24 protein-coding genes are annotated in these 25,928 nt (G+C 69.6%); 13 read left to right on the top strand and 11 right to left on the bottom strand.

Annotated features, from left to right (window positions below; genetic code table 11):
* Positions 1-495: 495 nt before the first annotated feature.
* Together QE399_RS05345 and QE399_RS05340 are read left to right on the top strand one after the other, a co-directional pair.
* On the top strand, positions 496-1,509 hold the full coding sequence (locus tag QE399_RS05345; RefSeq protein ID WP_309826849.1) for a cytochrome-c peroxidase: 1,014 nt from the start codon (positions 496-498) through the stop codon (positions 1,507-1,509).
* Positions 1,510-1,739: 230 nt separating this feature from the next.
* A complete protein-coding gene (locus QE399_RS05340; RefSeq protein WP_309826848.1) occupies positions 1,740-3,326 on the top strand; it encodes an ABC transporter substrate-binding protein in 1,587 nt (528 codons plus the stop codon).
* An 88-nt stretch (positions 3,327-3,414) separates the two neighbouring features.
* Here the strand turns inward: QE399_RS05340 and fahA are convergent, their stop codons facing one another.
* Both fahA and QE399_RS05330 read right to left on the bottom strand, forming a co-directional pair.
* A complete protein-coding gene (gene fahA, locus QE399_RS05335) occupies positions 3,415-4,707 on the bottom strand; it encodes a fumarylacetoacetase (RefSeq protein WP_309826847.1) in 1,293 nt (430 codons plus the stop codon).
* Between the two features lie 16 nt (positions 4,708-4,723).
* Positions 4,724-5,722 (bottom strand): Bug family tripartite tricarboxylate transporter substrate binding protein, encoded by a 999-nt coding sequence (locus QE399_RS05330; protein ID WP_309826846.1) that lies wholly within the window; start codon positions 5,720-5,722, stop codon positions 4,724-4,726.
* Between the two features lie 167 nt (positions 5,723-5,889).
* On the opposite strand from QE399_RS05330, the gene QE399_RS05325 reads away from it, so the two are divergent.
* The gene (locus QE399_RS05325; RefSeq protein ID WP_309826845.1) at positions 5,890-6,669 is read left to right on the top strand and encodes an IclR family transcriptional regulator; all 780 of its coding nucleotides are present in this window, start codon (positions 5,890-5,892) and stop codon (positions 6,667-6,669) included.
* Positions 6,670-6,710: 41 nt separating this feature from the next.
* Here QE399_RS05325 and QE399_RS05320 read toward each other — a convergent pair whose 3' ends face one another.
* The 6 genes from QE399_RS05320 to QE399_RS05295 all read right to left on the bottom strand — a co-directional run bounded on the left by QE399_RS05320 (position 6,711) and on the right by QE399_RS05295 (position 12,662).
* Positions 6,711-7,331 carry a glutathione S-transferase family protein gene (locus QE399_RS05320; protein ID WP_309826842.1) on the bottom strand — a complete coding sequence of 207 codons (621 nt, stop codon included), beginning with the start codon at positions 7,329-7,331 and terminating at the stop codon, positions 6,711-6,713.
* Between the two features lie 105 nt (positions 7,332-7,436).
* Positions 7,437-8,420, bottom strand: coding sequence for a 2-dehydropantoate 2-reductase (locus tag QE399_RS05315; RefSeq protein ID WP_309826841.1), 984 nt, complete (start codon positions 8,418-8,420; stop codon positions 7,437-7,439).
* A 173-nt stretch (positions 8,421-8,593) separates the two neighbouring features.
* Positions 8,594-8,884 carry a hypothetical protein gene (locus QE399_RS05310; protein WP_309826839.1) on the bottom strand — a complete coding sequence of 97 codons (291 nt, stop codon included), beginning with the start codon at positions 8,882-8,884 and terminating at the stop codon, positions 8,594-8,596.
* A 146-nt stretch (positions 8,885-9,030) separates the two neighbouring features.
* Positions 9,031-9,861 carry a VOC family protein gene (locus QE399_RS05305; RefSeq protein WP_309826837.1) on the bottom strand — a complete coding sequence of 277 codons (831 nt, stop codon included), beginning with the start codon at positions 9,859-9,861 and terminating at the stop codon, positions 9,031-9,033.
* A 31-nt stretch (positions 9,862-9,892) separates the two neighbouring features.
* The gene (locus QE399_RS05300) at positions 9,893-10,879 is read right to left on the bottom strand and encodes a tripartite tricarboxylate transporter substrate binding protein (protein ID WP_309826834.1); all 987 of its coding nucleotides are present in this window, start codon (positions 10,877-10,879) and stop codon (positions 9,893-9,895) included.
* An 82-nt stretch (positions 10,880-10,961) separates the two neighbouring features.
* On the bottom strand, positions 10,962-12,662 hold the full coding sequence (locus tag QE399_RS05295; RefSeq protein WP_309826832.1) for a thiamine pyrophosphate-binding protein: 1,701 nt from the start codon (positions 12,660-12,662) through the stop codon (positions 10,962-10,964).
* Between the two features lie 50 nt (positions 12,663-12,712).
* Between QE399_RS05295 and QE399_RS05290 the strand changes: the two genes are divergently transcribed.
* The 5 genes from QE399_RS05290 (at position 12,713) to QE399_RS05270 (ending at position 16,760) form a co-directional block, all read left to right on the top strand.
* Positions 12,713-13,501 (top strand): GntR family transcriptional regulator, encoded by a 789-nt coding sequence (locus tag QE399_RS05290; protein WP_309826830.1) that lies wholly within the window; start codon positions 12,713-12,715, stop codon positions 13,499-13,501.
* 74 nt (positions 13,502-13,575) lie between these two features.
* Positions 13,576-14,958, top strand: a complete 1,383-nt coding sequence (gene radA / locus QE399_RS05285) for a DNA repair protein RadA (RefSeq protein ID WP_309826828.1) — start codon at positions 13,576-13,578, stop codon at positions 14,956-14,958.
* A 165-nt stretch (positions 14,959-15,123) separates the two neighbouring features.
* Positions 15,124-15,564, top strand: a complete 441-nt coding sequence (locus tag QE399_RS05280) for a glycerate kinase (RefSeq protein ID WP_309826827.1) — start codon at positions 15,124-15,126, stop codon at positions 15,562-15,564.
* A gap of 45 nt (positions 15,565-15,609) precedes the next feature.
* Positions 15,610-16,548: a branched-chain amino acid transaminase gene (locus tag QE399_RS05275; protein WP_309826826.1), complete on the top strand. Its 939-nt coding sequence runs from the start codon at positions 15,610-15,612 to the stop codon at positions 16,546-16,548.
* Between the two features lie 5 nt (positions 16,549-16,553).
* Positions 16,554-16,760 carry a zinc-finger domain-containing protein gene (locus QE399_RS05270; RefSeq protein WP_309826825.1) on the top strand — a complete coding sequence of 69 codons (207 nt, stop codon included), beginning with the start codon at positions 16,554-16,556 and terminating at the stop codon, positions 16,758-16,760.
* Between the two features lie 48 nt (positions 16,761-16,808).
* On the opposite strand, the gene QE399_RS05265 is transcribed toward QE399_RS05270, so the two are convergent.
* Positions 16,809-17,783, bottom strand: coding sequence for a glycosyltransferase family 32 protein (locus QE399_RS05265; protein WP_309826824.1), 975 nt, complete (start codon positions 17,781-17,783; stop codon positions 16,809-16,811).
* Between the two features lie 177 nt (positions 17,784-17,960).
* On the opposite strand from QE399_RS05265, the gene QE399_RS05260 reads away from it, so the two are divergent.
* The 4 genes from QE399_RS05260 to QE399_RS05245 are packed head-to-tail and all read left to right on the top strand — an operon-like array spanning position 17,961 to position 22,436.
* Positions 17,961-19,256 carry an O-antigen ligase family protein gene (locus QE399_RS05260; RefSeq protein WP_309826823.1) on the top strand — a complete coding sequence of 432 codons (1,296 nt, stop codon included), beginning with the start codon at positions 17,961-17,963 and terminating at the stop codon, positions 19,254-19,256.
* Positions 19,253-20,398 (top strand): glycosyltransferase, encoded by a 1,146-nt coding sequence (locus QE399_RS05255; RefSeq protein WP_309826820.1) that lies wholly within the window; start codon positions 19,253-19,255, stop codon positions 20,396-20,398. Before QE399_RS05260 ends, QE399_RS05255 begins: the two co-directional genes overlap by 4 nt.
* Positions 20,395-21,459 (top strand): glycosyltransferase family 2 protein, encoded by a 1,065-nt coding sequence (locus QE399_RS05250; RefSeq protein WP_309826818.1) that lies wholly within the window; start codon positions 20,395-20,397, stop codon positions 21,457-21,459. The genes QE399_RS05255 and QE399_RS05250 overlap by 4 nt, the downstream gene beginning before the upstream one ends.
* On the top strand, positions 21,456-22,436 hold the full coding sequence (locus QE399_RS05245) for a glycosyltransferase family 32 protein (RefSeq protein WP_309826816.1): 981 nt from the start codon (positions 21,456-21,458) through the stop codon (positions 22,434-22,436). The genes QE399_RS05250 and QE399_RS05245 overlap by 4 nt, the downstream gene beginning before the upstream one ends.
* Positions 22,437-22,546: 110 nt before the next feature.
* Here the strand turns inward: QE399_RS05245 and QE399_RS05240 are convergent, their stop codons facing one another.
* Together QE399_RS05240 and QE399_RS05235 are read right to left on the bottom strand one after the other, a co-directional pair.
* Complete coding sequence (locus tag QE399_RS05240) at positions 22,547-23,617, bottom strand: NAD(P)H-dependent flavin oxidoreductase (protein ID WP_309826813.1); 1,071 nt, start codon at positions 23,615-23,617, stop codon at positions 22,547-22,549.
* Positions 23,618-23,671: 54 nt separating this feature from the next.
* Positions 23,672-24,547, bottom strand: a complete 876-nt coding sequence (locus QE399_RS05235; protein WP_309826811.1) for a LysR family transcriptional regulator — start codon at positions 24,545-24,547, stop codon at positions 23,672-23,674.
* A gap of 79 nt (positions 24,548-24,626) precedes the next feature.
* Here QE399_RS05235 and QE399_RS05230 point away from each other — a divergent pair, with 79 nt between their 5' ends.
* Positions 24,627-25,892 carry a YbfB/YjiJ family MFS transporter gene (locus tag QE399_RS05230; protein ID WP_309826810.1) on the top strand — a complete coding sequence of 422 codons (1,266 nt, stop codon included), beginning with the start codon at positions 24,627-24,629 and terminating at the stop codon, positions 25,890-25,892.
* Positions 25,893-25,928: the final 36 nt, after the last annotated feature.

Below are 25,928 nucleotides of genomic sequence, written 5' to 3'. Positions count from 1 at the left end.
AAGCGGGTTGTTGCAAGCGGCCTGTGGTGCGGCGGGGGCGGGCAGGCCGTGCACCGACCGCCGAGATCGTTCGGGGCCGTCGTGACGGCGGTTGGCTTCGCGGCGCAGAGACAGCGGGCGCCGCCGGGTGGTGCGGGCGTGGCGGCTCCACATCCGTACCGGGTGGTTTTTCAAAAATGATAGCTGCTTGCGCTTTCTGCATAAGCGCTAGAGGCCAATTTCGCTTGAATCCTGCGTGGGCGTTCCCACGGATGCCCGCCATTGCGGAGCGCCACGGCCCTGCGGCTTCTGCGCTTCGGGCGCACCGCTGGCCGCCCTGCACCCCCGCGGCTGTCTCAGCGCAAGCTGCAATGACCCTTCTGCCTGAAATGTTTCTTCGTTTGCGGTGCGTCAAGCGGCGTCGGGCGGGGCGCTCGAAGAATCAACGCACGGTGAAGCACCGCGATGCGCTCTTCAGGGCGCACTTCACCGCCTTACCTCTGAGGAGCCCCCCCGATGACACAACATTTCCCTTCCGTGCGGTTCGCCCTGGGCGCCCTGGCCGTGGCCGGCTTGCTGGCCACGGGCGCCGTGCAGGCACAGGCGCAGGAGCCCGTGCAACCCTTGCCGGCGGTCAAGACCATCGAGCCTGCCAAGATCGAACTGGGCAAGAAGCTGTTCTTCGATCCCCGCCTGTCCAAGTCCGGCTTCATCTCCTGCAACTCGTGCCACAACCTCAGCATGGGCGGCTCGGACAACCTCAAGACGTCCATCGGAGACCGCTGGCAGAAGGGGCCGATCAACTCGCCCACGGTGCTCAATTCGAGCCTGAACCTGGCGCAGTTCTGGGACGGCCGCGCCAAGGACCTGCAGGAGCAGGCCGGCGGCCCCATCGCCAACCCGGGCGAGATGGCCTTCACCCATGCGCTCGCGGTGGACCTGCTGCGCTCCATTCCGCAGTACGTCGCGGAGTTCAAGAAGGTCTTCGGGCACGACAAGCTGAGCATCGAGGAAGTGACCTCGGCCATCGCCGCGTTCGAGGAGACGCTGACCACGCCCAATGCCCGCTTCGACCAGTGGCTCAAGGGCGACAAGAAGGCCATCGACGCACAGGAGCTACGCGGCTACCAGCTGTTCAAGAACGCGGGCTGCGTGGCCTGCCACAACGGCCCCAACCTGGGCGGCTCGTCGTTCCAGCGCATGGGCGTCGTCGAGCCCTACAAGACCGCCAACCCGGCCGAAGGGCGCTTCGCCGTGACCGGCAAGGACGCCGATCGCTTCAACTTCAAGGTGCCCACGCTGCGCAACGTGGAACTGACCTACCCCTACTTCCACGACGGCGCGGCCGACACGCTGGCCCAGGCCGTGGACACCATGGGCCGCCTGCAGCTGGGCCGCACGTTCAGCGATGCGGAGAACGCCGACATCGTGGCGTTCCTCAAGACGCTGACGGGCGAGCAGCCGCAGATCACCTTGCCCATCCTGCCGCCCTCCAGCGACAAGACGAAGCGGCCGCAGCCGTTTGAGTGAGAGCGCGGCCCGGTCGCGGGCCGCTTTGGAAGGCCGGCGCCCTGCGGGGGGTGCCGGCCTTTTTTTGGAAGAGGGGGCCGCGCACCGACAGCGCTGAACCCCTGCACGCCGGTGGTGATGGCTTGCCGCAGGCTGCGCATATGTTTACAACCAGAAAATCGTTCTCCCCCTGCGGGGTGCGGGCGATAGTGGCGCACCCTTTTTCCTGTTCAGAGACCCTTCAAGACACCATGCGATTTGCTCCCTCCTTGCTTGCCGCCGCCGTGATCGCTGCGGCCGCCGTGCCCCTGGCCTCCCAGGCCGCCACCTTCCGCTTCGCGCGCTCGGCGGACCTGTCCTCCTGGGACATCCACGCCCAGAACGTGGGCGTGAACAACGCACTGCACTCGGCCGTGTACGAGACGCTGGTCGAATACAACAGCAAGACCTTCAAGCCCGAGCCGCAGCTGGCCACCGAATGGAAGCGCGTGAGCCCCACGCAGCTGCGCATCACGCTGCGCCAGGGCGTGAAGTTCAGCGACGGCTCCGCGCTCACGGCCGAGGACGTGAAGTTCTCGCTGGAGCGCGCCAAGGCCAAGACGTCGAACTACGCCGTCTACACACAGGGCATCGACCGCGTGCAGGTGGTGGATGCGCAGACGATCGACATCTTCTCGGACATCCCCAACCCGGTGCTGGTGAACCAGCTCACCGAGCTGCGCATCATGAGCAAGCCCTGGGCCGAGAAGAACAATGCAGCCACCCCCAAGGACATCAAGACCAGCGACGAGCCCTACACCCACCGCAATGCGCTGGGCTCCGGGCCGTTCGTGCTCAAGTCGTGGCAGCCCGACCAGCGCACCGTGCTGGCCGCCAACCCGCACTGGTGGGGCAAGGGCAAGTACGCCGGCAACGTGACGGACATCGTCTACACGCCCATCAAGTCGGACGCCACCCGCACCGCCGCGCTGCTGTCGGGCGAGGTGGACTTCGTGCTCGACCCGAGCCTGCAGGACGTGCCGCGCATCCGCCAGCAGCCCGCGCTCAAGGTGCTGGACGGCGCCGAGAACCGCACCATCTTCCTGGGGATGGACCAGTTCCGCGACGAGCTGCAGAACTCCAGCGTCAAGGGCAAGAACTCGCTCAAGGACGTGCGCGTGCGCAAGGCGCTGTACCAGGCCATCGACATCGGCTCCATCCAGCGCGTGGTGCTGCGCGGCCTGGCGCAGCCCACGGGCGCCATCGTGGCGCGGCAGGTGAACGGCTGGACCCCGAAGGCCGACGTGCGCTGGCCCTACGACCCCGCCGCCGCGCAGAAGCTGCTGGCCGAGGCGGGCTACCCGCAAGGCTTCGAGGTGGACTTCGCCTGCAGCGCGGGCCGCTACATCAACGACGAGCAGCTGTGCCAGGCCATCACGGCGCAGTGGGCCAAGGTGGGCGTGAAGGCCAAGCTGCGCTCGCTGCCCTTCGCCACCTACTTCCCGATGATCCAGCGCAACGAGGCCAGCATCTACCTGCTGGGCTGGGGCGTGCCGACCTTCGACGCGTTCTACTCGCTGCAGTCGCTGATCCGCTCGCCGGGCGCCGGCGGCGACGGCAACTTCAACCTGGGCCGCTTCAGCGATCCGCAGCAGGACGCGCTGATCGAGCGCATCAAGAAGGAGACCGACACCGCCACGCGCAACGGCCTCATCGAGCAGGCCCTGGTGAAGGACCACGAGCTGATCTCGCACATCCCGCTGTACAACCAGATCATTCCGTGGGCCGCCACACAGAAGGTGGAGATCATCCACCGCGCGGACAACCGCATCGACTGGCGCGTGCTGAAGGTGAACTGAGCCGGCGCGGCCCTGGGGTCAGCAAAAAGCCGCTCCCGTCACGGGGCGGCTTTTTTTATTGGCGGCGTGATCGGACGAGCCGGCCGGCTCAGGCGCCGGTCGCGCCCGCCACGGTGCCCGACACCTCGCCCAGGCCGATGCGCACCGCGCCCTCGCGCTCGCACCAGCCGCGCAGGGTGAGCGTGTCGCCGTCTTCCAGAAAGCTGCGCTGCTCGCCCGTCGGCAGGGCCACGGGGCGCTGGCCGGCCACGGCCAGCTCCAACAGCGAGCCGGCCTCGCCCTCTTCGGGACCGGAGAGCGTGCCCGAGCCCAGCAGATCGCCGCTCTGCAGATTGCAGCCGTTGACCGTGTGGTGCGCCACCAGCTGCGCCGGCGTCCAGTACGCGGCGCGTGCGCTGTCGGTGCGCGACAGGCGCAGGGGCGCCAGGCCCTCGGCACGCATGCGCGCGGACTGCAGCAACACCTCCAGCGTGATGGCGAAGGCGCCGTGGGCGCGGTTGCCGGCCGAGTCCAGATAGGGCAGCGGCTGCGGGTCGCCGCCCGGCCGCGTGAAGGGCGCGCGGAAGGGGGCCAGCGCCTCCAGCGTGACGATCCAGGGCGACAGCGTGCTGGCGAAGTTCTTCGACAGGAAGGGGCCCAGCGGCTGGTACTCCCAGCCCTGGATGTCGCGCGCGCTCCAGTCGTTGAACAGGGCCACGCCGAACAGGTGCTGCTCGGCCTGGGCGATGGCGATGGGCTCGCCCTGCGCGTTGCCGGCGCCGATGAACCAGCCCAGTTCCAGCTCGTAGTCCAGCCGCCGCGACGGCGCCAGCACGGGCGTTGCCGCATCCGGCGCCTTGAGCTGGCCGCGCGGGCGCCGCACCGCCTGGCCGCTCACGCCGATGGACGATGCGCGCCCGTGGTAGCCGATGGGCACCCACTGGTAGTTGGGCAGCAGCGGCTGGTCCGGCCGGAACTGGCGGCCCACGTTGGTGGCGTGGTGCACGCTGGTGTAGAAGTCGGTGTAGTCGCCGATGCGGCAGGGCACCAGCATTGCGGTGCCCGCCTGCGGCACCAGCGCGGCCTGCCACGCCGGCTGCTGCGCGCTGCCTTCGGCCAGGCCGGCGGACAGGCGCGCACGCAGGGCCTGGCGCTGCGCGGGCGGCGCGGCCATCAAGGCGTTCATGTCGTCCGTGTCCACCAGGCCTGCGGCGCGCAGGTCGAGGATCTGGTCGCCGATGGCCACGCCGATGCGGGGCGCGCCGTCGGCAGCGCGGAAGCGGCCGAAGGGCAGGTTTTGGATCGGGAAATCGCAACCCGGCCCGTTGGCGGAGGCGACCCAGCTGCGCAGGCGCGGATCGTGGCTGGCGTCGATGCGCGGTGCGGTGGCGGTATCGGTCATGGATGCGCGCCTCTTTTCAGTCGGCGGCCATCTGGGCGTTGCGCGCCACGGCGCCCAGGCGCTCGTACTCGCGGCGGCTCAAGGCGCCCAGCTCGGCGGCGCTGGAGCCCTGCGGCGTGAAGCCGGCCGCCAGCAGCTTGGCCTCCACCGCCGGGTCGGCCATGGCCTCCTGCAAGGCCTTTTCAAGCCGCTGGGCCACGGCCGGCGGCAGGCCCGCCGGGCCGTACACGCCGAACCACGGTTCCACCGCATAGCCGGGCAGACCGGCCTCGGCCAGCGTGGGCACGTCCGGCAGCGCGGGCGAACGGCGCGTGCCTGCCACCGCCAGGGCGCGCAGCTTGCCGGCCTGGATGTGCGGCAGGGAGGCCGGCAGGTTGTCGAACGCCACCGGCACCTGGCCGGCGATCAGGTCGGTGATGAGCGGGGCGCTGCCCTTGTAGGGCACGTGCACCCATTCCGTGCGGCTCATCTGCGCGAAGAGCACGCCCGCCAGGTGCATCGAGGTGCCGGCGCCCGCCGTGGCGTAAGGCACGCCGGGGTGCTGGCGCGCATGGGCCAGCAGCTCGGCCACGGTCTTGACCGACAGGCCCGGGCCGGCCTCCAGCACGATGGTGGACTGGCCCAGCAGACCCACGGGCGTGAAGTCCTTGCGCGGGTCGAACGGCATCTTTTTGTAGATGTGCGGGTTCAGCGCGTTGGTGGAGATGGCGCCCATGCCCACGGTGTAGCCGTCGGGCGCGGCCTTGGCCACGGCGTCCATGCCGATGTTGCCGCCCGCGCCGGCGCGGTTCTCGATGACCACAGGCTGGCCCAGCGTCTGCGCCATGCGCGCGCCCACGGTGCGCGCCACCAGGTCGGTCGTGCCACCGGCCGCATACGGCACGATGAAGCGCACGGGCCGCGTGGGGAAGGCGGCCTCCTGCGCCAGCAGGGGGGCGCCGGCGGTGCCCAGCAGCAGGGCAGCGGCAGCCGCGCGCGCCAGGGCGCGCCGCGAAAAGGGACGGAAGGGGGCCATGGAAGATGTCTCCGTGTCGTTGAAGGGATGCGGGGCCCGGGTACGCGCGGTCCCGGGTCTGCGTGCATTGTGGCGAGGCGCCGCATTCCTACAATCGACTTGTCCATACCGTGGACAACCGCGGCCGGCCGGGCCGTCTTGCCGCCTTTCTTCTTCCTCCTCCTGCCATGACGACCCTGGTGCTCGACCGCGCACTGCGCATCCTCGACCAGCTCTCGCGCTACGACGCGCGCGGGCTGTCCCTGTCCGACATCGCGCGTCATTCCGGCATTCCGCACCCGACGGTGCACCGCCTGCTGCGCGACATGGTGGCGGCCCGCCTGGTCACGCCGCTGCCCGAGGGCCGGGGCTATGTGCTGGGCCGCCTGACCTTCGAGCACGGGCTGGCGGCGCGGGCGCGCCACGATGTGGCGCCGCTGTTCGCACCCGCCCTGCGGCGGCTGACCGAGGCCACCGGCTACGCGGCCTACGTGTTCGTGCGCAGCGGCCACGAGGCCGTGTGCTACGACCACACGGCCGTGCCCCGGCCGGATGCGGCCCTGTCGGTGACCGTGGGCGGCCGCCGCCCGCTGGGCGTGGGCGCGGCCGGGCTGGCCCTGCTCGCGGCGCAGGACGACGCGTTGGTCAAGGCCGCGCTGCACACGCATGCGGACGCGCTGGGGCGCTATGGGGGGCTGGACGTGCTGGCCCTGCGCGCGCTCATCGCGCAGACGCGCACGCTGGGCCATGCGCGCAGCGGCGGCTGCCTCAACACCAACACCGCGGCCGTGGGGCATGCAGTGCGCGATGCCGGCGGCGGCGCCTTCGCGGCCATGAGCCTGTCCACCACGGTGGCGCGGCTCACGCAGCGCGAGGCCGGGCGGCTGGCGGCGCTGCTGCGCGCGGAGATCGCGGACATCGAGCCGCGCGTGCCCTTCCACTGGACCGACGGCGACGCCCTGCGCTGAGGGCAGGGGCCGCTCGGCAGCAACAAATCAGGCCTGCGGGCTCAGGCCGCCTGTGCGCGCTGCACGGCCGGCCGCTCGGCCATGCGCTGCGCGTGGGCATGCACGCGCGGGAACTGGGCGATGTCCACGCCGTCGCTGCGCAGCCAGGTGCCCACGGTGTACAGGTAGGCATCGCCCACGCTGTAGCGATCGCCCAGCACCCACGGGCCGGTCGGCAGGTAGTGGCACTCGATCAGCGCGAAGCACTCGGTCATGTTGGCCGCCACCTTGCGCTGCATGGCAGCCTGGGCCTCGGGCTCGTCGGCCCAGCGCGCGGCGCGGCGGCCGTGGGCATGGGCCACATGCACGGTGGAGGCCAGGTAGCTGTGCAGCTCCTGCAGCCGCGCCAGCGCGAACGGTTCGGTAGGCGCCAGGCCGGCCTGGGGAAAGCGCTGCGCCACGTAGAGCAGCAGGGCGGGCGCCTCGGTCAGCACGCCGTGCTCGGTGGCCAGCGCAGGCACGCGGCCCTTGGGATTGATCGCCAGGTAGTCGGCACCGCGTTGCTCCTGCGCGGAAAAGTCGAGCAGGCGCAGGGTGTAGTCGGCCTGGGCTTCTTCGAGCGCGATGCGCACGGCCAGTGCGCAGGTACCGGGGGCGTAATAAAGGGTCAGGGCGGTGGACATGGGGCAAGGTCTCCGGTCGGTGAAATGAATGAAAAAAGGTGGGTTCAGAATCAAATAGGGCTCTGGCGCTTATTCCATAAGCGCATGCAGCTATTAAAAATATAGCTATGCAGGATACAGCCCACGCTGCTGTGCCATCAGCCGCACCAGCCCCAGCAGGGCATCGGTATGCGGCGTGGCGGTGCCGGTGAGCGTACCCAGTTCGTGCACGGCAGCCACCAGGGCGTCGATCTCCAGCGGCTTGCCGGCTTCCACGTCCTGCAGCATGGAGGTTTTGAACGCACCCAGCTTGCGCGTCACCGCGTGGCGGTCCTCGGGCTGCTGGTCGATCGGCAGGCCCAGCCGCTCGCCGATGGCCTTGGCCTCCTGCATCACCGCCGAGATGAAGCCGCGCACCAGCGCGTCGTCCAGGATGCGGTCGGTGGTGGCGCCGGTGAGCGCGCTGATGGGGTTCATCGTCAGGTTGCCCCACAGCTTGAACCAGATGTCCTGCTGGATGCGGGGCGAGATCTCCACGTCGATGCCGCCGAGGCGCAGCACCTCGGCCAGCGCCGTGGTGCGTTCGCTCGGCCCGCCGCCGGGCTCGCCGATGAGCAGGCGGTTGCCGAAATGCTGCCGCACGTGGCCTGGCGCCAGCAACGAGCAGCTGGCATGCACCACGCCGCCGACCACTTGCGCCGCCGGAATGGCCGCGGCGATGCGGCCGTCGGCCTCCACGCTGCGCACGCGCTGGCCGCGGGCCGGGCCCTCGCAGCCCTGCAGGAACCACCAGGGCACGCCGTTCATGGCCGTGAGCACCACCGTCTGCGGGCCGACCAGCGGAGCGATGCGCTCGGCCACGTCTGGCAGCGCAGGGGCCTTGACGGCCAGCACCACCAGGTCCTGCGTGCCGAGCACGGCCGGGGCGTCGCTGGCCTGCACGGCCGCATGCACCACGGTGCCATCGGGTCGGGTGAGCCGCAGGCCATCCCGGCGCAAGGCCGTCAGCGTGGTCCCGCGGGCCACCATCTGCACCGTGCAGCCGGCGTCGGCCAGCGCCATGCCCAGCCAGCCGCCGATGGCGCCGGCGCCGTAAATGCATGCCTTCATGAAACGTCTCCCTGTGTTCGCGTTGCTGCGTAAAGCCGGCCCGGGGGTGGCCAGCCAGGTCTGTTCAGGGATGTTAGGTGGTGGCCATGCACCAACGCAAACGCCGGCACAGGGCCGGCGTTTGCAGGGCAGGCAGCGGACGGGCCGCTGCGCTGGGAAGGCGATGAAGCGCTTTAGCTCGGCGAGCTGGCGCCCATCGACGGCGTGCTGGCCGGGTCGGTGGACGGCATGGCCGGCGTCGTGGTGCCCGTACCGGTGCCGGTGCCCGTGCTGCCGGCGTCCGGCGTGCCCGGGGTGGTGGGCATGGCGGGAGCGGGGGTCACGGGCTCGGGGGCCGTGGTCGGGGCGGGCGTGCTGTTGGGTGGCTCACCGGGCTTGTTGCGATCGCAGGCGGTGAGGGCCAGCGCGGACACGAGAACCAGGGGCGCTGCGACGAGCCAGCGACGGGGCGTGCTGTTGGACATAGGGTGCATCTCCTTGGAATGGTGGACGCGGCGAAACCGCCGCAGGGAAGTCCCATCCTAGGAAGGGGTGCGTGCGGCCCGGGTAGGAGAGGGCCGACAACGCATTTGCTTACCTGCGCGGAGGGCGCCGCGTCGCGCCTGGGGGATCAGCCGGCCCGGGTGGCGGCGCGCCACGGCGTGGCCAGAGCCAGTCCATGCTCCGGCCCGGGCACGCTCCACGGGCTGGAGATGCCGCGCAGCACCAGCGCGCACAGCCCCTCGCCGCGGTGGGAAAGCCGCTCGCGCAGCATTCCCGCAACGGGCTGCGCAGGCGTGGGCTGCTCGGCGGGCGTGGCCAGATCGACCGTGAAGCCGTCCAGGGCCACGGTGGCGGTGCGCAGGCCCGCCAGCGCATCGTCCGTGGCTGCGGAGGGTACGGCGCCCTCTTCGCCCAGCAGCGCACGCCAGCGGCCCAGCGTGGCATCGATGTCATGCACCACCAGGGCCAGGCGCTCCACGCCGGTGGCGCCGTTGGCGTGGCGCTGCACGGCCGCGTCGTCGGGCACGCGCAGGCGGCGGGGCGTGAGATCGCCGCACAGGAAGGGCACGTCCGGCGTGTCGTGGCGGGCGGTGCGCCACTGCAGGCGCTCGCCATCGGGCCGCACGCGGCCGCCGTCCACGGGGCCGTGCAGGCTCGCAAGGCCGCGCGCATGGGCGGCGGCGAGGTCGGCCGCGGCATCGGGTGTCTGCAGTGCGAAGTCCACCAGGCCTTCGCCCGCGGCCTGCAGCGTGCGCCACCAGCGCTCCTGCGGCGCCGGGCCGCGCCAGGCGATCAGCTCCAGATAGGCGCCGTCGGCCAGCACCACCAGCGCGTTGTGCGAGGTGCGGCCCGGGTGCTGGCCGCCCGGGTAGACGGTGAAGCCAAGCGCGCGGTAGTCCTGCACGGTGCGGTCGAGGTCGTGCACGGCGATGACGACATGGTCGAGAGGGCGGGTCATGGGCGCAGGGTGCTGATGCCGAGGGGGCGGGTCATTCTTCGAGCTTGAGCCGCGTTTCGCGCACGAAGGCGCTCCAGCGTTCGTACTCGCGGCGCAGGTGCTGGTCCACGCCGGGGCCGTCGGTGGCCATCACCTCGAAGCCCGACTGGGTGAGCTTGGCATGCACATCGGGTGCGTTCAGCGCGGTCTGGAAGTCGCGCGTGAGTTTCTGCACCACGGCCGGCGGCGTGGCGGCGGGCGCGAAGATGCCGATCCACGAATACGCCTCGAAACCCGGAAAGCCCGACTCGGCCACCGTGGGCACGTTGGGCAGCTCGGGCAGGCGCCGCGCGCCGGTGACGGCCAGCGGCGTGATCTTGCCGGCGGCGATCTGGCCGCGCAGCGCGGCGTAGCTCAGCAGGGTGAGGCTGGTCACGTCGCCCAGCACCGCCTGCACGGCCGGGCCGCCGCCGCCGAAGGGCACGTGCAGCACGTAGATGCTTGCGCGGCGCTTGAGGTCCTCCATCACCAGATGGTTCATGGAGCCCAGGCCGGTGGATGCATAGCTGAACTTGCCCGGCGCGGCCTTGGCTGCGGCCACGAACTCCCGCAGGTTGGCGGCCTTGACCGTGGCGGCGTTGGCGCCGATGACCAGGGGAAAGCGCAGCGCCAGCGACACGCCCGCGAAGTCCTTGAAGGTGTCGTAGGGCAGGCGCGGCTTGGCGATGGGATTGATGGCGTGCGTGTCGAAGCTCACCAGCACGGTGTTGCCGTCCGGGGCGGACTTGGCAACGTACTGCGTGGCGATCTGGCTGGCCGCGCCCGGCCGGTTCTCGACGATCACCGGGCGGCCCGCGGCCTCGGCCAGGCGCGGCTGCAGGATGCGCGCGGCGATGTCGGTGCTGCCGCCGGGCGGGAAGGTGACCACCAGCCGCAGCGAGGCGTCGTCGCTGGCGCGGGCCGGCCCGCCCAGGCCGAGGACGGAGGTCGCTGCGCCCCATGCAAGGGCGGTGCGGCGGTTGAGTACGGAACCTGTCATGCGCGAACTCCTTCCTGTGAAAACCTGAGGGCATCGGGGCCGGGCCCGGCGTGCGGAGGGCCGGCGGAAGCGGGGTGGTGGGTCAGCCCATCCACTGGCTCACCGGCACGGCCGTATCTTGCAGCGGCTGCGAGATCACGTCGATGAGCGCGGGGCCGTCGTGGTGCAGGGCCGCCTTGAGCGCGCCGTCCAGCTCGGACGGGTCCTTCACGCGCCAGGCCTTGACGCCGAAGGCCTCGGCCACGCGGGCGTGGTCGGTGCGGTTGAAGTCCACGGAGAAATAGCGCTCGTCGTAGCCGGTCTTCTGGCTGGCCTTGATCCAGCCGTAGACGGCGTTGGAGAACACGATCATCTTCAGCGGCACGCCGCGGCGCACCACGGTCTCCAGCTCACCGCAGGTGAAGCCGAAGCTGCCGTCGCCCATGGCGGCGACCACCACCGAATCCGGCCGGCCGATGGCCGCACCGAACGCCGCGGACAGCGAGAAGCCCAGCGCCCCGTGCGCCCGGTTGGTGATGAAGTGCCGGCCCGCCTGGGGCGCGTCGAAGTAGGCCGAGAAGTAGGGGCAGGGCGTGCCCGGGTCGGCCACGGCGATGGCCTCGCGCGGCAGCAGGCGGTTGAGGGCGTCCAGTACGCGCTCGGGGCGGATGGGCTGGTCCAGCGACGCGGCCAGGGGCGCCAGGAAGGCGAGCTTCTCGGCCCGCGCGCGCGCGGCCAGGGCACGGCCGTCGGAGGCGTCGGCGGGGCGGGACGTGCCCAGGCGCTGTACGGCAGCGTCCAGCGCCTGCAGCGCCAGCCGCGCGTCGCCCACCAGGGCCACGTCGGTGCGGTAGTTGGTGCCGATGGTCATGGCGTCCACATCGATGTGCAGGATGGTCACGCCGCGTCCCGGCATCTGGCCGTGCTCGGTGGTGGTGGAGCCCGCCCGGCAGCCGATGAACAGCACCAGGTCCGCCTGCGCCACCACGGCCCGCGTGGCCGGAACGCCGCCGTTGGTGCCCACCACGCCGGCGTTCAGGGGGTGCGTGTCCGCCAGGCTGCCCTGGCCGCTGACGGTGGTACAGACCGGGGCGTTCAGCCGTTCGGCGAGCGCCGCCAGCGCGGCGCTGGCGCCCGCGATCACCACGCCGCCGCCGCAGATGAAGACCGGCGCCCGGGCGCGCACCAGGCGTTCGGCCGCCTCGTCCACCGCGGCCGGGTCGGGCGCGCTGCGCGTGGCGGGGAAATGCCCATGGCCGGGCTGGGCCCAGACGGTGTCGGGATCGATGGCGTGCTTCTGCACGTCGTAGGGCAGGCAGATGTGGGCCGCGCCGGGCCGGCCGGTGGTCATGGCGCGGAAGGCGCTGCGCAGGGCGTGCGGGATCTGGTCCACCCGGTCGATGGTGGTGTTCCATTTGGTGAGCGGGCGGTACAGCGCCTGCTGGTCCAGTTCGGTCAGCGGGAACTTGCCGCGCGCGCCCACCGAGACGTCCGACGTGATGCCCAGCACGGCCACCGACGATTCGTTGGCTTCCACCAGGCCGGGCAGCAGGTAGGTGGCGCCGCCGCCGCTGGGGCCCTCGCACACGCCTACGCGGCCGGTGACGCGGGCGTAGCCGTCGGCCATGTAGGCGGCGCTGCGCTCGTCGCGGGTGAGGATGTGGTCCATGCCGTGGTCCAGGCGGGCCAGGGCGTCATAGAACGGCAGGCTGGTGTCGCCGCACAGCCCGAAGATGTGCTGCACGCCGTTGTGCTGCAGCATCCGTACCATGGCATCCGCGCCGTTCATGGGGGTCGTCGACATCGTCACATCTCCTGGGCCGGTTAAGAATCCATTCCAGTATACTTAAAAAAATGACGAAGCACAGCCTGTCTTCGCGGCTCCCGTCCGTGCCCGCCGCACCGGCCAAGGTCCGCGCGGCGCCCATCTCACGTGTGCGCCGCGAGCGCGGCAGCGCCGTGGTCAACACGCTGCGCGACATGGCCATCAGCTACCAGCTGCGTCCGGGCGAGCGCATCAGCGAGATCGAGCTGGCGGCCCGCCTGGGCGTGAGCCGCACGCCCGTGCGGGAGGCCCTCACCCGCCTCGTGACCGAGGGCTTCCTGGTGCCGTGCACGCGTGGCTTCATGCGCCGGCCGCTGGACGTGCAGGAGGCGATCGACCTGTACGAGGCCCGCATGGCCGTGGAGCGCGAGTGCCTGCGCCTGGCCGTGGAGCGCGCCGACGAGGCGCAGATCGCCGAGGCGCAGCGCTTTCTGGAGACCAGCCGCGCGGCCTCGCCCGACACGCCAGTGCGCGCGCTGGTGGAGCTGGACGAGGCCTTCCATCTGCGCATTGCCGCCATGGCCCGCAATGGGGAGTTGCAGCGCATGCTCGCCAGCCTGAACGAGCGGGTGCGCTTCATCCGCTGGATCGACATGGAAAAGGCCGGGCGCGACTTCACCCAGCAGGAGCACGGCGCCATCCTGCAGGCCGTCGCCGCGCGCGACGGAGCGGCGGCGGCACGCCTGATGGACGAGCACATCGGCCTGCGGCGCGAGCAGATCGTGGAGGCCATCACGCAGGGGCTGGCGCGCATCTACATTGCGGACGAGGGCGTGGCAGCCCCGGGCGCCGGGGCGACGGCGAGCGCGGCGCTATAGTCGTCGCCCGCGGTTTTCGCTCCTGCCCGCTGGCGTTGCCACGCTGCCTTCCTCCGCCCCCTTCCCCGCTCCCCATGGCCAAAGACAAGACCCTCTACACCTGCACCGAATGCGGCGGCACCAGCCCGCGCTGGCTGGGCAAATGCCCATCCTGCGGCGCCTGGAACACGCTGGTGGAGACCGTCACGGAATCATCGGCCGGCAAGAACCGCCTGAGCACGCCGCAGGGCTATGCAGGCCTGGCCCAGGCGCAGGCGGTGACGCCGCTGGCCTCCATCGAGGCACAGGACGTGGCGCGCACGCCGAGCGGCATCGAGGAGCTGGACCGCGTGCTGGGCGGCGGCGTGGTCGAGGGCGGTGTGGTGCTGATCGGCGGCGACCCGGGCATCGGCAAATCGACGCTGCTGCTGCAGGCCATGGACGCACTGCAGCGCGCCGGCCTGCCCACGCTGTATGTGACGGGCGAAGAGAGCGGGGCGCAAGTGGCGCTGCGCTCGCGGCGCCTGGGCATCGACGGCAGCCAGGTGCAGCTGCTGGCCGAGATCCAGCTCGAGAAGATCCTGGCGACCGTGGAGGCCACGCAGCCGGCGGTGGTCGTCATCGACTCCATCCAGACCGTCTATTCCGACCAGCTCACCAGCGCGCCGGGTTCGGTGGCCCAGGTGCGCGAATGCGCAGCCCACCTCACACGCATGGCCAAGGGCACGGGCATCGCCGTGATCCTGGTCGGCCACGTGACCAAGGAAGGCGCGCTGGCCGGCCCGCGCGTGCTGGAGCACATGGTGGACACAGTGCTGTACTTCGAAGGCGACACGCACAGCCAGTTTCGCCTGGTGCGCGCCATCAAGAACCGCTTCGGCGCGGTGAACGAGATCGGCGTGTTCGCCATGACGGAAAAAGGCCTCAAGGGTGTGACCAACCCGAGCGCCATCTTTTTGAGCCAGCACGCCGAACCGGTGCCGGGCTCGTGCGTGCTGGTCACGCTCGAAGGCACGCGGCCCATGCTTGTGGAGATCCAGGCGCTGGTGGACGATGGCGGACCGAGCCCGCGCCGCCTGTCCGTGGGGCTGGACAAGGACCGCCTGGCCATGCTGTTGGCCGTGCTCAACCGCCATGCGGGTGTGGCCTGTGCCGACCAGGATGTGTTCGTCAACGCCGTGGGCGGGGTGCGCATCGGTGAGCCCGCAGCCGACCTGGCGGTGATGCTGTCCATTACCAGCAGCCTGCGCGGCAAGCCCCTGCCCAAGGGCTTCATCGCCTTTGGCGAAGTGGGCCTGGCAGGCGAGGTGCGGCCCGCGCCGCGCGGCCAGGAGCGGCTGAAGGAGGCGGCCAAGCTGGGATTCAGCGTGGCCGTGGTGCCCAAGGCCAATGCACCCAAGAAACCCATCGAGGGCCTGACCATTCATGCCGTGGAGCGCGTGGAAGAAGCCATGAACGTGGTGCGCGGCATCGCGTGACAGCGGTGGCTTACGCCGTCGGACGTCGTTCGTAGGGCCTGCCCAGCGATCGCCAGGTCGCCCGGCCGCGATGTCCTGGCGTTGGGGCCCACTGACCTTCTCAGGGCCAGCCCCTACGCACCTTCCACACGAAGGGGACCGCGTGCGCATAGGACAATGCGGCCCATGAATCTGCGCAAAATTCTCATTCCCCTGGGCTTGCTGGTGCTGCTGGGCCTGGCCTGGCGCTCCTACGGCTGGCAGGGCCTGTTGGCCGTGGGTGGTGGCCTCATCATGTGGGCGCTGCTGCATTTCACCCGGCTCATGAACGTGATGAACAAGGCCGCCAACCGGCCCATCGGCTACGTGGGCAGCGCCGTGATGCTCAATGCCAAGCTGCGCGAAGGCGTGAACCTCATGCATGTGGTGGCCATGACGCGCGCGCTGGGCCAGCCCCTGTCGAAGGAGGGCGAGGAGCCCGAGCTGTACCGCTGGACCGACGGCACGCAGTCCCACGTGACCTGCGAATTCCGCGGGGGCCGCCTGGTGCGCTGGGAGCTGGAGCGCCCGCCGGTGCAGGACAGTCCGGAAGCCGCCCCCGCTGCGCTCCCGGCATCGGAACCGTAAAATTGCCGGTTCGGCGATTTACTTCTCCCATTCCAAAGGATACCCATGAGCCCCGTAGTTCCCTCGATGGCCGACCGTGACGGCAAGATCTGGATGGACGGCCAGATGGTCGACTGGCGCGATGCCAAGATCCACGTGCTGACGCACACGCTGCACTACGGTTGCGGGGCGTTCGAGGGCGTGCGTGCCTACAAGACGGAGCAGGGCACGGCCATCTTCCGCCTGGAAGAGCACACCGAGCGTCTGTTCAACAGCGCCAAGATCCTGCGCATGGCGATCCCGTTCAGCAAGGAAGAAGTGAACGAGGCGCAAAAGGCCGTGGTGCGCGAGAACCAGCTGGAATCGTGCTACCTGCGCCCGCTCACCTGGATCGGCTCGCAGAAGCTGGGCGTGTCCCCCCGCGGCAACCAGATCCATCTGATGGTGGCCGCCTGGGCCTGGGGCGCGTATCTGGGCGAAGAAGGCATGCAGCGCGGCATCCGCGTGAAGACCAGCAGCTACACCCGCCACCACGTCAACATCACGATGACGCAGGCCAAGGCCGTGAGCAACTACAGCAACTCGATCCTGGCCAACATGGAAGCGCTGGACGACGGCTATGACGAGGCGCTGCTGCTGGACGCCTCGGGCTTCGTGTCTGAAGGTGCCGGCGAGAACGTCTTCGTGGTCAAGAACGGCGTGGTCTATACGCCCGACCTGTCGGCCGGCGCGCTCAACGGCATCACCCGCAACACCATCTTCCACATCTGCCAGGATCTGGGTATCGAGCTGGTGCAAAAGCGCATCACCCGCGACGAGGTCTACATCGCCGACGAGGCCTTCTTCACCGGCACAGCGGCCGAAGTCACGCCCATCCGAGAGCTCGACCGCATCGCCATCGGGGCCGGCAGCCGCGGCCCGGTCACCGAGAAAATCCAGAAGGCCTTCTTCGACATCGTCAACGGCCGCAATCCCAAGTACGCCCACTGGCTCGCCAAGGTCTGAACGCCATGTCCCAAGCTGTCATCGAACTCCTCGCCAAAGACCTCAATCCCCAGGGCGGCGTCTTCTGTCCCAGCCCCAAAGCCGACATGAAGCTGTGGAACACCCACCCCAAGGTGTATCTGGACGTGGCCCACACCGGCGAGGCCAAGTGCCCATACTGCGGCACGGTGTACCGCCTGAAGGCGGGCGAGGTGGTGCACGCGGGGCACTGACCCCCTGCCTCTCCGGCCCCCGCGCTTCGACCGCGGGGCGGCAGGGCTTCAGCGCGGCGCCGCCGGGCGGCAGGCCCGGCCCCACAGGCTGTCGGCCGCAGGCTCCCCGTGCTGCGCGAAGAGCTGCGCGAAATGCCGTCGCTCGCCACCGCGCAGCTTGACCAACGGCGCGATCTGCGCGTCGGCTGGCACCAGGCATAGCCGCGGGTAGAGCAGATACCACTTCCAGCGCACCGCCTTCTGGTAGAAGAAGGCCGTGTCCTCTGCCTTGAACAGTGCCAGCCGATAGGCATTCGTACGCCGCAGAACCCGCTGCGCGGCGACATGTATCAGCAGATAAGCCGGGTCTGCTATGCCTTGCAGCAGTGTTTCGCCCTCGGTTGTGGCCTGGATTTCCTGCAGATACTGATCAGTTCCCTGAAGGATGAGGGCTTGGTTAAACTCGTCCTGCCAAGCGCTCACAAAGGAAGAATGGGCTGGGGCGCCGAACGCCCAGCTTTCGATCACCGGGAAGTGCGCATCATGGGTGTAGCCTTCTAGATAAAAGCCGGCAAACTCCGCTGAGATACCGCCCCGAGCACTGTCCAGCCACGACAGTGGTTGCGTGAGCAGGATGGTGGCATCCAGCCAATAGCCACCATGGTGCCGGACCACATAGAGCCGGACCCAGTCCGATTGTTTGGTGGGATGCAGCGTGGCGAAATGGGTCGGCAAATCCTGTTCAGGAATCCACTCGGTCAGATTTCGGCTGTTCAGTACATGGACGGTGAATCCGGGGCACTGTGTGGCCCAGTTGGCGATGCATTGGCGCACCATCGCGTCCGGGGTCTCCGCATTCCAATAGGTCCAGATCTTCCGGGGGATCGGTGGCTTGGCGGTTTGTGAAACCGATGCTGTTGATTCATTTCCGGTGAACACAAGCGACTGCGCAGCGTTGGAAAAGGAACTACCGCGATTCGGCTTGAGCAGCGTGAAAAGCCGATAAACGGTTCGGAACAGGGCAGCGGGCAAAGAACGTGTCATGGAGTCAGGGAAGTACCCGATGGTGCAAAAACAGACCGTGGGATTCTGGCACCTTGTCCGTCAGGTTACGATCCCGCCGCCACAGCGTATGGCTGTACAACGGTCTGACGCGGCGTGAGATGCGTCCGGGCCTTTCCCCCACTTTGAACGGCTTGCCGCGCTGGCAAGCTCTTTTTGATGAATCTTCAATCTTTTGTTGGCCCTGCTCCATGGCCGCGGCAGCTCACCACCCTGGCTGCGTTCCTGGTGCCGGCCTTGGCTGTAGCGGTTGCCTCGGGCTACTCTTACGGCGCCCTGCTCCTGTTGCTGGGCGCACTGGCTGCGTTGCCGCACTGGATTGCGCGCAAGCCGGATGGAAGGAGCCTGGTGTTCGCAGCCCTGATCGTAGGCATGGGATCTTTCTGGTTCATCCTTGCCTATCCAGAACCTGGATGGAATCAGTGGGATCGCCCCATGAAGTTCTATCTGGGTGCCGTGTGCCTGCTGTTCGTGGTGGCGTGCCCGCCGCGCCCATCGGCGTCGTTCTGGGGATTGTTGGTTGGCTGCATTGGCGCAGGCGGCGTGGCTCTTTGGCAGGTCTGGATGGAGGGCCAGCCCCGGGCCTCGGGCTTTCCGACCGGCCGTACCAACGCCATCCAGTGGGGCAATCTCGCGTTGTTGCTGGGCGCCATGCTGGCGGCCCAGTTGATGGCGCAGCGCAAGCGGCTGAGTCCTTGGATCATCGCGGTCGGGGCATTGGCGACTGCCGGTGCACTCAATGCATCGGTGTTGTCGCAGTCCCGTGGCGGTTGGCTCGCGCTGCTGCTGGCACTGCCAGTGGGACTGTGGTTTGTGCTGCGGTTCAACCGCCGTATGCTGGGCGGCGTGATCGTTGCCGTGGCCGTTGTGGTGATGGCCGTGGGCGTGGCCAATCGCCATGTGCTGGAAGAACGTTGGCAGATCATGCAGACCGAGGTGCAGGAGTACCAGAATCAGGGCTCAGCGGACTCTTCGGTCGGCCAGCGCTTGGAACATTGGCGCTTTGCCTGGGACCTGGGCTGGGAGCGGCCCGTATTCGGTTGGACAACCGCGCAGTACATCGAGGAAAAAACGAAGCGCGTTGCTGCAGGCTTGTACCAGCCGGCCATCACCGAATACGTTTATGTGCACAACGAGGTGCTCGATGTTTTTGTGAAGGCGGGCTTGGTGGGAGTCACCTGTCTGCTCGCACTGTATTTTTGGCCCATCTATCTGCTGTGGCCTTCAAAACGCAGGATGGTGGCGTTTGAGAACCAATCCCCGGGTTGGCAGGCTCAATGGCTGGCGATGCGGGTATCCGGGTTGTGTGTTCCGGTGCTGTACATTGGGTTTGGCCTGACGCAGGTCTTTTTTGCACACAACAGCGGCATCATGGGCTACTTGTTTCTCACCATGCTGCAATGGGCGGCGGTTGTCGGAATGGAGCGTGACGCGGCGCACGCGACTGCAGCATGAGTTTCGCCCCACCTTCCGGGGTGCTTGCGCGCAGGCCGCGCGTGCTGCACTTCGTGACAGGCGGTTTTTCGGGCGCCACGCAGGTGGCCGTCGATCTGGTGCGAGCGCATGCGGAGTCGGGTGCGTTGGAACCCCTGCTGGTGCTACGTCGCAAGCGCACCACGACGCCCGAGCGTCTGGCAGCGGTGCGGGCCCAAGGCTTGCCAGTGCAGGTGGTGCCAGGCTGGTCGCACGCAGCCACCGTTTGGGCGCTTGCCGCGCTGTGCCGCGCCTACCGCCCCGACGTGCTGGTGGCGCACGGCTTCAGCGAGCATCTTTGGGGCCGGTACGCGGGGCTGCTGGCCGGCGTGCCGTACCTGGTACATGTCGAACACAACTCACGCGAGCGCTACACCGCCTGGAGGCTGCGGCAGGCTCTGTGGCTCAGCCAGCGCACGGCTGCCATCGTGGGGTGCTCCGAGGGAGTGCGCCGCAGTCTGTTGGCACGGGGGTTCCCATCTGACCGTACCGAGGCGATCTCCAACGGCATCCGCCCGGAGCCGTTCGCCGAAGCCGGTCAGCGCCCGTTGAGCACGCGCGAGCCTGCCATCGTGATGTCGGCACGCTTTGCCCGCCAGAAAGACCACGCCACGCTGCTGCGCGCCGTGGCGCTCCTGCGTGACAGAGGCATGGCCCCGGCGGTACGGCTGGCAGGCGGCGGCAAGGCCGGCGTGAAGCGCAAGCTGGAGCATTTGCGCGACAGTCTGGGCCTGCAGCAGCAGGTGGAGTTTTTGGGCCATTGTGCCGACATGCCAGGCCTTTTGATGCGTCATGCGGTGTTCGTGCTGTCAACCCATTACGAAGGCATGCCGCTCGCGCTGATCGAAGCCATGGCGGCGGGCTGTGCCGTGGTCGGCACGGACGTGGTCGGCGTGCAGGACGTGATCGACCACGGGCGCAACGGCCTGCGCGTGGCGCATGAAGACCCGGCCGCGTTGGCCGATGCGCTGCATCAGTTGCTGACCCAGCCGCAGGAGGCCCAGCGTATGGCGCTGCAGGCACGCCAGGACGCCCTGGAACACTACACGCTACAGGTGATGACGCAGCGCTACGAGTCGCTGCTGCAGCGCGTGATCGCACAGCCGCCGAGAGGCCACGCATGACGGTCTCTCCATCGGCGGCGCCATCGCTGACGCCTTGGCTGAGCGTCCTCATCCCCGTGTACAACGTGCAGGACTATCTTGAAGAATGCGTCGAGTCCGTGATGGCGCAATGGCCCACTGGCGACGCTGCTGGCCAAGCCATTGAGGTGCTGCTGTTGGACGACTGCTCCACCGACGGCTCCGCCTCGCTCATGCAGGCCCTGGCGGCGCGTTGGCCAGGTCGCCTGACATTGCTGCGCCACGCGGCCAATGTCGGTTTGAGCGCTGCGCGCAACACGATGATCGATGCGGCGCGCGGCGACTACCTGTGGTTTCTCGATTCCGACGACAAGCTGCTCCCCGGCGCCATCGCACAGCTGCATGCCGTGGTTCTCCAGCACCCGGTGGATGTGGTGGTGTGCGACTTTCAGGTGTGGCGCGCGCGTGAACGATTAAAGCACTGGCTGCGCGGAGAGCGCCACAGGCGCACCTTCGCCGGTGCTGCCGGCGGCCCGCAGCGCGATGGTCGCTTGCTCGCCGCTGGGCTGCTGCGCACCGGGCAACTGCATGCGTGGTCCAAGATCTCGCGTCGCGCCTTGTGGGCAGGCGGGCTGCGTTTTCCCGCCGGGCGCTATTTCGAAGACCTCGCCACCATGCCCCAACTGGCGCTGCTGGCTCAAAGCTTTTTCTACGTAGACCGGCCCTGGGTGGCCTACCGCCAGCGCGATGGCAGCATTCTGTCCAGCATGAATCTGCGCAAGGCGCACGACCAATCTGCCGCACTGGCGGGCTTTTTGAACGCCTATGCTGCCGCGCACGGCAACCACCCTTTGCCGGACAGCCTGCGCTTTGCGTTGGCGCACCAATGCGCGCGCAGCCTCATCGGTGCCCAGCGCAGCTTGCCGCGCTGGGCGGAGCTGGAGCCGCGGGCTGCCTTGCAAGCGGCGTCCGACCGGTTCCGGCAGGACTTCGCGCAAGCCTCGCCCATGACGCTGTCCGAACTGCTGCGCGCCTACCTGCTGCGCGGCTGGTGGCTGCGCCGCGCCAAGCTCACCCGCTGGTACGCTTACCGCCCACGATGACGTCTCCCTCTTCCTCCCTCACCCTCAAAAACCGTGGAGAGCTGTGGCTTGCCGCAGGGCTGAAGCGTTTCTTCACCGCATTCCCCCGCACGCTGGAGCCCCATCCTGCCGTCGCCCAAGAGATCTATCGCATCCCCGCTGCGCAGGACGTGCCGACGGGGGCAGCGCCTGTTGCGGCTATTCCCCGCGTGGTCTGGACCTACTGGAACAGCGACACGCTTCCGCTTCTGATTGCGCGCTGCATCGACAACTGGCGGCGCATGAACCCAGGCTTCGAGGTGCGGGTGCTGAACGATGCGCAGGTGCGCGAGCTGATCCCCGACGCGCCGCCCGTCCTGGCGCAGGTGGCGCCCGCCAAGCGCGCCGATTGGATCCGCCTGGCGCTGCTGCACCGCTTCGGCGGTATCTGGATCGACGCCAGTACCGTGCTCACGCAGTCGCTCGACTGGGTGATCGACGCGCAGCAGCAGGCGCAGAGCGATCTGGTGGCGTACTACCTCGGCCGCTTCACCACCGACCCGGTTTGTCCGGTGGTGGAAAGCTGGTTTCTCGCAGCGCCGCCCGGCAGTCGCTTTGCCGCCGATGCGCTGGCCGAGTTCGACGGCCGGGCGATCGCGCGCACGGGCGAGGAGTACATCGAATGCTTGCGCGAGCAGGGCATCTACGACCTGGTGCGCCAGAACATCGATCTGCCCAGCTACCTCAGCATCCACCTGGCCATGCAATGCGCCATGCGCATGCGTGGGGGCTATGTGCTGAGCCTGACCAATGCCGAGCAGGGGCCTTTCCAGTACCACCTGCTAGGCGACTGGCGCCGCACGCCGCTCAAGCTGCGGTTGCTGTTCTCGCGCGTGGCAAGGGCGGTTCCGCCGGTGGTCAAACTGCGCGGGCCTGACCGCAAGCGCTTAGACGAGTACTTGGCGCGAGGCCTGTACCTACCCGACAGCTTGGTTGGACGCTACTTGATGGCGGACTGAGCCCGCTGCCGCCCCCCGATCGCATCGTCCAGGGTCTTGCCAGTGGTCGGTTGCTATCGAATGAATAGCTGCAGGCGCTTTCGGATAGGGCGCTGCAGGCCATTTTGGCTTCAGGACCGGGCCGCCCGCCACTCCTGCGCCAGCCGCGCCACCATGTCGCCGGCCGGCATTGGCCGCGTGGCTGCCACGCCCTGGCCGGCCCACAGGGCCAGGGCGTCGGCCCGGCCCTGCGCAGCCGCCGCCTTGCGCACCGGGCCCATCAGCGCGTTCTGCACCGGGTAGGCCGGCACGTCGGCCTCGAAGGGCGCCAGCTGCTCCATGGTGGCGTTGACGATGCCGCGCGCCGGCCGGCCCGAGAACACGCGGGTCAGGCGTGTGCCGGTGTCGCCGGCCTGGGCCAGGGCCGCGCGGTAGGCGGGGCCGATGGCTGACTCCGGGCAGGCCAGGAAGGCCGTGCCCATCTGCACGCCCTGCGCGCCCAGCGCCCGCGCGGCGGCGATGCCGCGGCCGTCCATGATGCCGCCGGCCGCGATGACCGGAATGCGCAGCGCGTCCACGCACTGCGGAACCAGGGCCAGCGTGCCGACCTGGCTGGATTCGAAGTCGGCAAGGAAGGTCCCGCGGTGGCCGCCGGACTCCACCCCGCTCGCACAGACCGCGTCGGCGCCCACGGCCTCCCAGGCGCGGGCCTCGGCCACGGTGGTGGCCGTGCCGATGACCGTGCAGCCCGCCGCCTGCAGGCGCGCGACCTGGGCGGCGGTGAGGATGCCGAAGGTGAAACTGGCCACTGCCGGGCGTGCGTCGATCAGCGCTTCGAACTGCGCGGCGAAGTCTTCGCACCACTGCGCCGGCACGGCGGGCTTCAGTCCGAAAGCCGCGTACAGCGGCGCGATGCGCTCCAGGGCGGTGCGCACGGTGGCGTCGTCCGGCATGGGCGTGTCCTGCACGAACAGGTTCATGCCGAAGGGACGGTCGGTGCGGCGGCGCACCTCGGCCGCTGCCTCGGCCATGGCGGCGGGCGAGCGCATGCCGCAGCCCAGCATGCCCAGCCCGCCGGCCTGCGAAACGGCAGCGGCCAGGGCCGGCGTGTCGGAGCCGGTCATGGGCCCCTGCACGATGGGCAGGGGCACGCCCAGGCGGTCGAAGAGCGGGGCAGCGGGGTGGGCGGCAGCGTCGGTCATGGGTGGGCTTTCGTTGAACGGGGAGAGGCGCGGTGCGAAGGACGGAAGGATGGGTCAGCCGACCGGCGCGCCCGCGTGCAGCGCCTCCTGCAGGGCGCGTAGCGCCGGCGTGTCGTAGCCGGGCCGGTGCAGCAGCACCGTGGGGCAGGTCTGCAGCGGCACGAGCTGCACCGGCGGCGGCTCGCGCATCAGCTCCAGCACGGCGCGTGGCACCACGCCGGCGCTGCGGCCGGCCGCCACGCAGGCCAGGATGGCGTGGTAGGAGGCCACCTCCAGCACGCGCGGCGGCTGGCCGTGCGGGTGGTGCTGCTGCATCCACGCCTCGCCCAGGCTGCGGTAGGTGCAGCCGGGCGCAAAGGCGGCCAGCGTGTCCAGCGGCAGGCGCTGGCCGGGCTGGGGCGCGGCGTGGCCGGCGGGCAGGGCTACCAGCAGTTCTTCCTGGTAGACCGTGGTGCGCACCAGGGCGGCGTCCGGGTCCAGGCCCGGCGGGGGCCAGGCGACCAGGGCGGCGTCCAGGGTGTGGGCCAGCACCTGCTCGGCCAACAGGCACGAGGCGCCGGTGCGCACGTCCAGCTCCAGATCGGGCCACTGCGCATGCAGCCGCGCCAGCGGCTGGGGCAGGCGCGCGGCGGCGGTGCTTTCCATGGCGCCCAGGCGCAGCCGGCCGCCCGGCGCGCCGCCGCGCACGGCCTGGCGCATCTCCTCGGCCAGCGCCAGCAGCCGGTCGGCATAGCCGCGCAGCGCCTCGCCGGCCGGCGTCAGCAGCATGCGCTTGCCTTCGCGGCGAAACAGCGGGCTGCCCAGTTGCTCTTCCAACTGCTGCACGCGGGTGGTGACGTTGGACTGCACGCGGCCCAGGCGTTCGGCCGCGCGGGTGACGCTGCCCTCGGCGGCCACGGTGCGAAAGATCTCCAGCGCGCAAAGGTCCATGAAACGTTCTCTTTCGTTCTCTTTGTGAGATGATTTATCAAAAATATATCTCAAAAAAGAAACGAAAGCGACTTTCCCTATGCCCTCTGCGCCATCGCCCATCTTGTCCTCCTCCACTTCCAGCCCGCTGCAGGACCGCCCCTGGGCGGTGGCCCTGGCGGGCATGGCGGCACTGGCGGCGGCCATGGGCATCGGCCGCTTCGCCTTCACGCCGCTGCTGCCCATGATGCTGCACGACGGTGTGGTTTCGCTGGCCGGCGGCAGCTGGCTGGCCACGGCCAATTACGTGGGCTACCTGGTCGGGGCGCTGGCCTGCATGGCCTTTCCGTGGGTGGCGCCACGCCTGCGCGTGGTGTGGCATTCGGCGCGGCTCACGCGGTGGGGGCTGGTGGCGACGGTGCTGCTCACGCTGGGCATGGCGCAGCCCTGGGACCAGGCGTGGCCGGCGCTGCGCTTTCTGGCAGGGGCGGCCAGCGCGCTTGTGTTCCTCAACGTGTCGGTGTGGTGCATGGTGCGGCTGCAGACGCTGGGCGTGCCCGCTCTGGGTGGGCTGATCTTCTGCGGGCCGGGCCTCGGGATTCTCATCACCGGGCTGGCGGCCAGCGCCATGGTGGCCGGCGGCTGGACGGCCGCGGCCGGCTGGTGCGCGTTTGCGGTACTGGCTGCGCTGCTGTGCGCGGCGGCCTGCCGTGTCGTGCAGGGGGCGGCGGAGCCCGCGCGCCAGGCCGCGGCAGCGCCGGCTGGCGCAGCGCTGGCGCCTGCGCCTCCGGGCGGCATCCCGGCACGGGCGCTGCTCACGCTGGCCTATGGCCTGGCGGGGCTGGGCTACATCGTCACGGCCACCTTTTTGCCGGTCATCGCGCGCGGCGCGCTGCCGGCCGGCTCGGCCTGGCCCGATCTCTTCTGGCCGCTGTTCGGTGCCGGCGTGGCGCTGGGCGCGGCGTTAAGCACGCGCACCCCGGCCCGGTGGGACCGCCGCTGGCTGCTGGCCGCAGCCTACGCTGTGCAGGCCGGCGCCATCGCGCTCAGTGTGGTGTGGCCCTCGGCGGCGGGCTTCGCGCTGGGCAGCCTGCTGCTGGGGCTGCCGTTCACGGCGATCACGTTCTACGCGCTGCAGGAGGCGCGGCGCGTATGGCCGGCCGGGGCCGACAGCTTTCCCGGCCTGCTCACCGCGGCGTACGGGCTGGGGCAGATCGCCGGGCCGCCGATGGTTGCCTGGATGCTGCACCACAGCGCCTCGGCGGCGCACGGCTTCACGCTGGGGCTGGCGGCCGCTGCCGGCGCGCTGGTGCTGGGCGCGGCGCTGCTGGCGGGCATGGCCTGGCGCTGGCCGCTGCACAGATGATGTGGAAATAAAAATGGCGCTGGCCCCGTTCCACCG

Origin of the sequence: Paracidovorax wautersii (genome assembly GCF_031453675.1) — a bacterium.
In the GTDB taxonomy this organism is placed as follows: domain Bacteria; phylum Pseudomonadota; class Gammaproteobacteria; order Burkholderiales; family Burkholderiaceae_C; genus Paracidovorax.
The sequence above is the reverse complement of the archived record's forward strand: the minus strand, read 5'-3'. Positions and strand labels throughout refer to the sequence as shown.